The organism is Micromonospora sp. CNZ309, from assembly GCF_002846525.1.
Genome location: NZ_PJNG01000001.1, coordinates 2,344,068 through 2,353,632, shown reverse-complemented (window position 1 = coordinate 2,353,632; position 9,565 = coordinate 2,344,068). Strand labels below are relative to the sequence as shown.

The 9,565-nt window shown below is 78.0% G+C and carries 3 protein-coding genes; all 3 read right to left on the bottom strand.

The window, feature by feature from the left end:
• Window positions 1–116: 116 nt before the first annotated feature.
• From CLT72_RS09425 to CLT72_RS09415, 3 genes are read right to left on the bottom strand one after another with little or no spacing between them, the layout of a single operon-like run.
• Window positions 117–788 (bottom strand): SpcZ, encoded by a 672-nt coding sequence (locus tag CLT72_RS09425; RefSeq protein ID WP_101410892.1) that lies wholly within the window; start codon window positions 786–788, stop codon window positions 117–119.
• Window positions 785–4,078: a non-ribosomal peptide synthetase gene (locus CLT72_RS09420; RefSeq protein WP_101410890.1), complete on the bottom strand. Its 3,294-nt coding sequence runs from the start codon at window positions 4,076–4,078 to the stop codon at window positions 785–787. Before CLT72_RS09420 ends, CLT72_RS09425 begins: the two co-directional genes overlap by 4 nt.
• A gap of 1 nt (window position 4,079) precedes the next feature.
• Complete coding sequence (locus CLT72_RS09415; RefSeq protein WP_101410888.1) at window positions 4,080–9,557, bottom strand: non-ribosomal peptide synthetase; 5,478 nt, start codon at window positions 9,555–9,557, stop codon at window positions 4,080–4,082.
• Window positions 9,558–9,565 lie beyond the last annotated feature (8 nt).

Here is a 9,565-nt window from a genome sequence, read left to right as displayed (position 1 = left end):
GTGTTCCCCCTCGAGTCCCCGCTGGCCCGCCGCGCCGCCCGACATCGGCCGAAGTGGATCCACAGTAGATGACTCGCCGGGCCGAAACCAGGGGCCGACGGACGGGTCCGGGGGCCTCAATCCGACACGTCGCGCAGACTTTCGGCCAGCGCCCCGCCCAGCCGTCCGTACGCCGCCCGGAGTACGCGCGCCGCGCCCGCCCCGCCGGCCCGGTTCGCCGCCGCCAGGGCGTACGCGCGCGCCAGGGCGGCCGGGTACGCCTCGGCGTACGCCGAGGCGTCGGCCCGCGCCAGGGCCTGCGCCAGCGCGTCGGCGACGGCGAGGGCGTTGGCGTCGGCGAACGCCGCCGCGTTGGCCCCGGTGCTGAGGTCGGCGTAGTGCGCGGCGAACCCGGCCACCTCGTCCGGGCCGTAGCCGTTGGCGGTCGCGTAGGCGTGGGCGTTGGCGTGCGCGACCGCCCGGGCCTCGGCGTACGGGTAGGCGGCCCGGTACAGCTCGCGCAGGGCGGGCCGGAGCGCGTCGCGCCACTCGTCCGCCCCGGCCCGGTCGCCGGCGAGCGCCCGTCGGTGCAGGTCGCACACCAGCCGGCCGGCGTCGCCGCCGGGCGCCGGGGCGAGGACGCGCGCGTGCCAGTCGTGCACCACCCGGAACGGCACCCGGCCGGCGAGCCGGTCGAGTTCGACGTCCACCCGCCGCCGCCAGTGCGGCGCGGTGGCCGGGTCGTGGCCCTCGGCGAGCGCGGTGAGCACCGCCGCCAGCCAGGCCGGCGGCTCCGCAGGCCCGCTCATCCGTCCCACCCCGAGGGCCGGTCCATGCCGGCGAGGAGGTCGTCGACGTCGTCGTCGGTCAACGTGTCGAGGTAGCCCGCGCCGCCGGATCCCGCCGCGCCGGCGCCCTTGGTGGTCGCGGCCCCGGCGGCGCTGACCGCCGCGGCCAGCCCGGCCACGGTCGGGTCGTCGAAGAGCGTCCGGACCGGCAGGTCGATCCCGTACGCCGTCCAGATCCGGGCCATCAGCTGGGTGGCCTTCACGGAGTGCCCGCCCAGGACGAAGAAGTTGTCGGCGACCCCGACCGGGCCGGGCAGGCCCAGCAGGTCGGCCACCAGCGCCGCCAGCTCCCGCTCCAGCGGCGTACGCGGAGCCACCGGCACCCCGCCGAGGCCGGCACCCCTCGCCGGCACCGGCAGGGCGCGCAGGTCCAGCTTGCCGCGCGAGGTCCGGGGCACCTCGGGCAGCGCCACGAGGACCGCCGGCACCATGTGCGCGGGCAGGAACCGGCGCGCGTACTCGGCCAGCCCGGCCGGCGGGTCGGTCGCGGGCGGGTCGGTGACCACGTACCCGACCAGCCGCACCCCGTCGTGGTCCACGTCGGACGTGGCCGTCACGACGGCGTCGCGGACCTGCGGGTGGCCGCGCAGCACCGCCTCCACCTCCGCCGTCTCGACCCGGAACCCGCGCACCTTCACCTGCCGGTCGGCCCGCCCCAGCGGCTCGATGCGCCCGTTGGGCAGCCACCGCCCCAGGTCCCCGCTGCGGTAGAGCCGGCCGCCCGGGGTGAACGGGTCGGGCACGAACCGCCCGGCGGTCCAGCCCGGCGCGCCGACGTAGCCCCGGCCGACCCCCGCCCCGCCGATGCAGACCTCACCGACCACGCCCGGCGGCACCGGCCGCAGCCACCGGTCCAGCACGTACACCCGGCTGCCGGCGAGGGCCGGGCCGAGGTCCGGCGGCGCGGAGGACCCCGCCTCGACCTCGGCCCCCGTCGAGTAGACGGTGGTCTCGGTCGGGCCGTAGAGGTTCCACAGGCGCGTGCCCGGCTCCGCCAGGGCATCGGCCAGGGCCCGGGGCAGCGCCTCACCGCCACTGAGGCGCAGCCGCACGCCGGCCGGCACCCCGCCGGCCGCCACCAGCATCCGCCACGTCGTCGGCGTCGCCTGGAGCATCGTCGTCCCGGTCGTGGCGAGCAGCCGCCGCAGCCGGTTGCCGTCGATCACGTCGTCCTCGCCGGCGACCACCACCGGCGCGCCGCACAGCAGCGGCAGGAGCAGGTCGAGCAGGGCGATGTCGAACGCGAACGGGCTCACCGAGAGGACCCGGTCGCCCGGCCCCAGCGGGACCATCTCCCGGAACGCGTGCAGCAGGTGCGCCACCGCGCCCTGGGTGACGGTGACCGCCTTGGGCCGGCCGGTGGACCCCGAGGTGAACAGCACGTACGCCGCCGCCGTCGCCGGCACCGCACACGGCGGCGGCAGCACCGGCTGCGTCTCCGCGTCGGCCGGCTGCGCCCCGGGGGCGGCCGGCGCCTGCGCGGCCAGGTCGAGCAGGGTCACCGCCGCGGTCAGCTCGGCCAGCAGGGGCGCGGGGACGGCGCCACTGTCGGTGACGACCACGCGCACCCCGGCGTCGGCGAGCATCGCCCGCAGCCGCCCCGGCGGGTGGGTCGGGTCGAGCGGCAGGTACGCCGCCCCGAGCCGCCATACGCCAAGCAGCGCCGGGAGCGGCCGGGCTCCCCGGGGCAGGACGATGCCCACGGTCTCCTGGGCCCGTACGCCGAGCCCGCGCAGCCCGGCGGCGATGCCGGCGGCCAGCCGGCGCACCGCGCTGCCGGTCAGGGTCGCGTCGTCGCCCGCGATCACCACCCGGTCGCCGGCGTCGACGTCGGCCACGAGCGCCGCCGCGGTGCACCCCGGGGGCGGAAGGGACCCGGAGCGGGCCGCCGGCCACACCTGGGTGACGAGGTCCGCCGTCGCGGGGGAGAGCAGGTCCACGTCGCACACGCGGGTCTGCGGGGCGGTCGCCAGCGCGGCCAGGATCGCGGCCAGGGCGTCGGCGAAGCGGCCCGCGCTGGCCGGGTCGAAGAGGTCGGTGAGGTAGCGCAGCCGCACCGACAGCTCGTCCTCGCCGGCGACGGCGGCCAGCTCCAGCTCGAACTTGCCGGTGCCGGTGGGCACCAGCTCCGGTCGCCAGCGCAGCGCCCCCCGCTCCACCGGCGCCAGGGCCTCCTCGACCGTGCACATCACCTGCACCAGCGGCGCCCGCGACGGCTGCCGCTGCGGCCGGCACAGCTCGACCACCCGCGCGAACGGCAGGTCCTGGTGGGCCTGGGCGCGCGCGGTGGTGGCGTGCACCCGGTCGAGGAGTTTGGCGAGCGTCGGGTCGCCGTGCAGCGCCGCCCGGATCGCGACGGTGTTGGCGAAGAGGCCCAGCATCGGCTCGGTCTCGATCCGGGTACGCCCCGCCACGGGCACGCCGACGAGCACCTCGTCCGCGCCGCTGAGCCGCGACAGCAGGGCCGCGTACGCGGTCAGTAGCACGGCGAAGAGGGTGCTGCCCCGCGCCCCGGCCAGGCGGCGCAGCGCCCCGGCCAGCTCCCCGTCGACCGGCACCGCCACCTCGGCGGCGGCCGGCGACAGCCGGTCCGGGTACGGGCGGTCGACCGGGAGCGGCACCTCCGGCGGGGCACCGGCCAGCTCGGCCGGCCAGAAGCGTTCCGCCTCGGCGTGACCGCCCGCGTCGACGTGCTCCCGCTCCCAGAGGGCGAAGTCGGCGTACTGGAGGGGCGGCTCGACCGACACGGGCGGCCGGCCGGCGCGCAGCGCCTCGTAGTCGGCCGAGAGCTCGTCGCAGAGCAGCCGCAACGACCAGCCGTCGACGATCGCGTGGTGCGCCACCAGCGCCAGGACGTGCCGCTGCGGGGCAAGACGCAGCAGCTTGACCCGGGCCAGCGGCCCCCGCTCCAACGGCATCGGGGTGCGGGCGTGCTCGCGCAGCGCGGCCCGGGCCGCTGCCTCCCGGTCCGCCTCCGGCAGCCGGTCCAGGGCCACGACCTCGATGGCGTCCGCCCGGGCGTCGTCGTCGATCACCTGGATCGGCCGCCCGCCGTTGGCCCGGAACGTGGTGCGCAGGATCTCGTGCCGCGCGACCGCCGCCGCCCAGGCCCCGTCGAGCGCGGCCGGGTCCAGCGGGCCGTCCAGCCACACCGCCCAGCCGACGTGGTAGGTGGGCTGGCCCGGGTCGAGCTGGTCGAGCAGCCACATCCGCCGCTGCGCGGCCGACGCCGGGAACTCGAAGACGTCCATCTCAGCGCCCCCGCCCGTCGACCGCCACGACCCGCAGCTCGGCGGTGTACCGGCCGTCGGGCCCGGTGAGCCAGAGCTGGTCCGGCGTCGGCAGCATCTCCACCACGGAGACGGTGGCGTCGTCGCCGGCGTGCCGGCGGGCCCGGCGCACCGAGCGGGACACCAGGTCGACCGAGGCGAGACTGGTCAGGTCGGCGTGCACGGGTTTCCGCTCGCCCGCGCAGCGCAGGAACACGTGCCGCGGCAGGCCGTGGGCGCCGGCCCAGGCCCGCGCCTGCCGGAACCGCAGCGCCTCGTCGCGGGTGTCGGCGAAGGCGAGGTCGGCGGCGGCGAACGTCCACGCCTCACGGCTGACCACCAGGGAGTCGATGGTGATCCGGGGCTGGTGGGCCGCCGGGGGCAGGATGCGGAAGAGCTGGGACAGCCCCGCGCCGATGACGTCGCCGAGGACGTGCGTCAGGTCCGCGTCGAAGCGCCCGTCGCGCGAGCGTACGCGCAAACCGCCGGCCACCTCGACCAGGTCGCACTCGCCGACACGCAGGCTGCGGTGCGGGTCGTGCCCGAACGAGTCGTGCGCGAACACCAGCCGGACGTCGTCCGGTCCGGTCAACGCGTTGCTCTGTCTGGTCGGCACGCCGCCCTCCTGGCCGGTCTCGGCGGGATAGACCGCCCCGGCGCCCACGTCCCGGGCCAGCGCGGCGCGCAGCGCGTCCGCCTCCGGGTGGTAGGCGATCCAGGTGGCGTACCGCAGGGTGTTGACGCCCGGGTGCAGCTCACCCAGGACCCACTCGTCGCCGGCGCGCATCAGGTCCGGGCTGTGCTGGCGCGCGGTCGGCCAGCCGGGCCGCCCCGGCGGGAAGGCGGCGGCGACCGCCGGGGCCAGCTGCGCCGCCGTGAGCCGGACGCGTCGCCCGTCCGCCGGCAGCGGCAGCACGTCGGCCCAGCGCCGGTGCAGCGCGGCGGTCAGCAGCGCGGTGAGCCGCTGCGGCGGATGGAACAGCGCCTCGCCGGCCAGCAGCCAGAAGTCGGCCAGTGGGACCACGTCGGTGCCCAGCTCGGCGGCCCGACGCCGGTAGATGTCGACGCAGAGGCGGCGGTAGAGCGTCGCGCCGGCGGCGGTGAACCAGCGCGCGCTCTCCAGCACCAGGCCGAGCGCGTCGCGGATCCCGTCGAGGCTCGCCTCGCCCACGTCGACCGTGCCGGCGCGCAGGCACTCCTCGTAGACGGGGGTGCGCCCGGCGTACATCGTGCCCGCGCGCCGGGTGGCGGGGACACCGGCCAGCCGGGTGAACGTGGCCTCCAGCGCGGCCATCGCGGCGGTCAACCCGTCCGGGTCGCCGGCACACGCGGCGAGCGCGTCGCGGGCGGCGCAGAGCTCGTCCAGGGCGGCGAGCGCGGGCGCGCGTACGGCCTCGTCGGTGACCCGGGCTAGCCGGGCCCGCACGGTCACCTCCGGCCGGGTGTCGTGCGGCGCCACCTCCGGCTGCCAGGCGATCCGGTGGGCCGCGGCCAACGCCTCCAGCACCTCGTGCACCTCCCGCGCCGACCGCGCTTCCGACCCGGGCTCGGCCAGCACGGCCGCCGCGACCTCGGTCGCGTCGCGGACCCCGTCGCAGGCGCGCAGCACCGCCGCCTCGGCGTCGCTGAGCCGCACCGGCGCGGCGAGCGGCACCCGCAGCGTCGTCCCGGCCAGCTCCAGGAAGGGCATGAGCCGGGGTACGAGCCACGGGCGCAGCCGGGACGCGTACGGCGCCAGCACCGCCGCGACCGCCCAGCCCTCCAGGTAGACCGTCCGCTCGGCCAGCAGCGCCGGCGGGTCGGCGGGGTCGACCCGTACGTGCGCGCCCGGCTCGATCCGCGCCCAGCCGACCGGCCCGAAGAACCCGATGGTGTCGTTCTTGACGCAGTAGCGCTGGAGGTAGCTGGTGACCAGCGCCTCGTGCTGGCGGTGCTTGGTGTTGCGGGTCGGGTTGTCGGCACCCCGGCGCAGCAGCGCGTCGATGCCGGTGCGCAGCGCGTGCGGGTTCTGCCAGGCCACCGCCTCGCGGAAGCGGGGGTGGGCCGCCACCGCGTGCAGCGCGCCGGTGAGCCGGTCGACCGCCGCCGGGTACGCGGCCGCGTACGCCGCCTCGGCGTGGGCGACGCCGGCCGGATCCCCGTCGGCCCGGGCCGCCACCACCCGGTCGGCGGCGGCGGCGAGTTCCGCGTCGCCGATCGGGGCCAGCAGGTCCACGGGGAGGCCGGCGCCCCGCAGGCAGACCGTGCGCCACAGCGCCCACCCGTCGGTCAGCCGGGCCAGGTGCGCGGGGCGCTCGCGCCCGTCGCGGTGCGCGACGCGGTCGCGGCGGCGCATCGCCGGCCCGGCCTGCCCCCGGCCGGCCTGCGCCGGTCCGCTCGCCGCGTCGATCGCCGCCGCCGTCGCCGCCAGGGTCGGCGCCTGGTAGAACGGGCCCACGCCCAGCTGCACGCCGAACGCCTCGCGGATACGGAACATCAGCCGGGTGACGGTGAGCGAGTTACCGCCGAGGGTGAAGAAGCCGCTCTCCCGCCCGATGCTCGCGGGCGCACGCCCGCCGGGCAGCAGCCGGGACCACAGTTCGGCCAGCTGGTGCTCGGTCGGCGAGGCGGGCCCGGCGACGTCGGGAGCCTCCCCGGCGGGTTCGGGCGCCGGCAGCGCCGCCCGGTCGACCTTGCCGTACGCGGTCGTCGGCAGCCGGTCGAGGACGACGTACGCGGCCGGCACGAGGTGGGCCGGCAGTCGGGTGGCCACGTGTTCACGCAGGCCCGCCGGGGTCGGCGCCGTCGGGCCGGCCGGCGTGACGTAGCCGACCAGGTGGCGCTCCGGCCCGTCGCCCCGTACGCCCACCGCCGCCGCCGCGACCCGCGGGTGCGCCCGCAGCACCGCCTCCACCTCGCCCGGCTCGACCCGGAACCCCCGGATCTTCACCTGCTCGTCGCGGCGGCCGAGGAACTCCAGCACGCCGTCCGCGCGCCAGCGCACGACGTCACCGGTGCGGTAGAGGCGCCCACCGGGCACCTGCGGGTCCGGCACGAACGCCCGGGCGGTCGCCGCCGGGTCGCCGAGGTAGCCGCGGGCCAGCCCGTCGCCGCCGGTGTACAGCTCACCCGCCACGCCGACCGGCACCGGCCGACCGGTTGCGTCGAGCACGTGGACGGTGGTCCACGGCACCCGACGGCCGATCGGCACCCGGTCGCCCACCGGCCCGGCCCCGCTCATCAGGTGGCAGCTGGTCAGCGTGGTGTTCTCGGTCGGCCCGTACGCGTTGACCAGCGGCAGCCCGGCGCGCGCGGTGAGCACGGCGCGCACCGCGCGCGGGTCGGCCACGTCCCCGCCGGTGAGCAGCTGCCGCACGCCCGCCAGCGCGGTGACGTCCTCCTCGGCGAGCTGCCGGAAGAGCCCGGCGGTGAGGAACGCGATCGTGACCCCGCCGTCGCGGATCAGCGCGGTCAGCCGGTCGAGGTCCACCGGGTCCGGCGGCGCGACCACCGCCGTGGCGCCGGTCAGCAGCGCGCCCCAGATCTCCCAGGTGGACGCGTCGAACGCGATCGGGGCGAACTGGAGCAGCCGCTCGCCGGGCCCGAGAGTGGCGAAGTCCGGGTCGGACACCAGCCGCACCACACCCCGGTGGGTGATCCCGACCCGCTTGGGCGTCCCGGTGGAGCCGGAGGTGTGCAGGACGCAGGCGAGCTGCGAGGGGTGGATCCGCCCGGGCGGCGGTCCGGCCGGCGCGGGTTCCCCGGGCGGCGCGTCGACGTCCAGCACCCGGACCGGGCCCAGGTCGGGCAGCGCGGCGGCGGCCCCGGCGGTGGTCAGCAGCAGGCGGGTGCCGCTGGCGGCGAGGAGGCCCGCGATCCGGGCGGGCGGGGCGGCCGGGTCCACGGGAAGGTACGCCCCGCCGGCCTTGAGTACGCCCAGCAGGGCCCGGATCAGCGGCTCGCCCCGGGGGAGCAGCACGGCGACGGGGGCCTCCCCGGTCACCCCGTACCCGCGCAGCGTCCCGGCCAGTCGGTCGGCGGCCCGGTCCAGTTCGGCGTACGAGACCGTGCGGTCGGCGAGGACCAGGGCGGTGGCGTCGGGGTCGTCGGCGACCCGGGCCGCGAAGACCTCCGGGATGGACGCGTCGCGGGGGCGGGGCCGGCGGGTGGCGTTCCAGGCGGCGCGCAGCGGCGCCTCCCCGGCGGCGCCGAGATCCAGGTCGGCGAGGCGGGCGTCCGGCCGTTCGGCCAGCTCGCGCACGGTGTGGTGCAGTTGCGCGAGGATCCGCCGCGCCGAGGCGGCCAGCAGCCGGTTGTCGTCCCACGTCACGCCCAGGCACAGCGCCGGTTCGTCGAAGGCGTGCACCGTCAGCGGGTAGCCGGGCATGCGGTGGACGCGCGCCGAGCGTCGGGCCGCCTCCGGCCCGCCCTCGGCCAGGGCGGTGGCCAGTCGCTGCCGTTCGAAGACCACGAGGCTGTCCAGCAGCGGCGTGTCGGGTGCCAGGCCCGCCTGGTCGAGGATGGTGTGCAGCGGGGTGAGCTGGTGCTCGCGCAGCCGCCGGATCCGGTCCGCCACGTCGGCGAGGAACCGCCGCACCGTCCACCGTGGATCGGCACGGATCCGCAGCGGCACCGTGTTGAGCAGCAGCCCGAGGATCTCCTCGGCGCCCGGGACGCTGCCGTACCGGCAGGATCTGGTGACCGCGAACGTCACGTCGTCGACCCCGCCGTAGCCGCCGCGCAGCAGCGCCCAGGCCGCGTGGACCACGGCGGCGACGCCGACGCCGATCCGGGCGGCCGAGGCGCGCAGCCGGTCGGAGTCCGCCCGGGTCAGGACGATCTCGTCCGAGGCGGGCACGCCGCGGGCGTCGGGGTCCGCGTCGAGGCGGCCCGGCAGCGCCCGGGGCAGCGGGGCGCCGGCGAGGTGTTCCTTCCAGAAGGCGTCGCCGGCGCTCGGGTCGCGCGTGCCCCACCACCGCACGAAGTCCGCGTACGGCGGCCGGGGCGGCGGATCGGGCGCCCGGCCGGCCTGGCGCGCCGCGTAGTCGGCGAGGACCTCGTCGAGCAGCATCCGGGTGGAGCGGCCGTCGAGGATCGCGTGGTGGAAGGTGACGACGACGTGGTGGTCGGCCAGCGTGGTGACCCGCAACAGGGGCGCCCGGCCGACGTCGAGGGGCTCGTGGCGGTCGGCGTCGAGGAAGTCGGCGAGCGCCGCGTCCCGCCACCGCAGGTCCGGCGCCACGGTGGGCAGCACGACCTGCGCCACGCCGTGCTCGCCGTCGACCTCGAAGGCCGTACGCAGCACCGCGTGCCGCCGGGTCGCGGCCTGCCAGGCGGCGCTGAACGCGTCGCGCTCCGGCGGGCCGTCCCACCTGATCGTGACCTGCTGGACGTCCACGCCCCCGGCGGGCTGCCGGAGGGTCTGCAGCACCATGCCGCGTTGCACGGCGAGGGCCGGATACCGCTGGAGGCTGTCGTTCATGCGCCCTC

Bases quoted from the DNA above. Each gene is read 5' to 3' on its own strand.
- CLT72_RS09425 (WP_101410892.1), bottom strand. From the start codon at position 788: ATGAGCGGGCCTGCGGAGCCGCCGGCCTGGCTGGCGGCGGTGCTCACC.
- CLT72_RS09420 (WP_101410890.1), bottom strand. From the start codon at position 4,078: ATGGACGTCTTCGAGTTCCCGGCGTCGGCCGCGCAGCGGCGGATGTGG.
- CLT72_RS09415 (WP_101410888.1), bottom strand. From the start codon at position 9,557: ATGAACGACAGCCTCCAGCGGTATCCGGCCCTCGCCGTGCAACGCGGC.